1 pseudogene is annotated in these 343 nt (G+C 42.0%); it reads right to left on the bottom strand.

The features are described 5' to 3' along the window. Positions 1-141: 141 nt before the first annotated feature. A pseudogene (locus C6N31_RS47310) lies at positions 142-343 on the bottom strand (hypothetical protein); the annotation flags it as partial.

Here is a 343-nt window from a genome sequence, read left to right as displayed (position 1 = left end):
ATGGTATTGTTTATTTAAACATGATATAGCGTTGCTCCACAAAATTTTCACGCAAAGACACTTTGAAAATGCATTAACAGATGCTTAGACGGCGTAATCAGAGAGGAATAAGCGAGTGAATCTGCCTCTTAATGGTTGGTTTTATGGATCCATGCGAATAATACAACGAAGGCTGTCCCCGCTAAGCATATATTCGAAGGCCTTGTTGATCTCTGCGAATGGAACTTCATGTGTGATAAATTTCTCCACTTCCAGCTCCTTGTTCATGTATTTTTCCACCACAGAAGGAAGGTCGGAACGGGGTTTGTAGTTGCCGAAGAAAGTACCCTTCAGAGTCCTCTCG

The sequence above is a fragment of the Streptomyces fildesensis genome (genome assembly GCF_016107395.1).
Classification (GTDB): Bacteria; Actinomycetota; Actinomycetes; order Streptomycetales; family Streptomycetaceae; genus Actinacidiphila; species Actinacidiphila fildesensis.
Note: the sequence above shows the minus strand (reverse complement) of the source record. Positions and strands in the feature narration are given on the sequence as shown.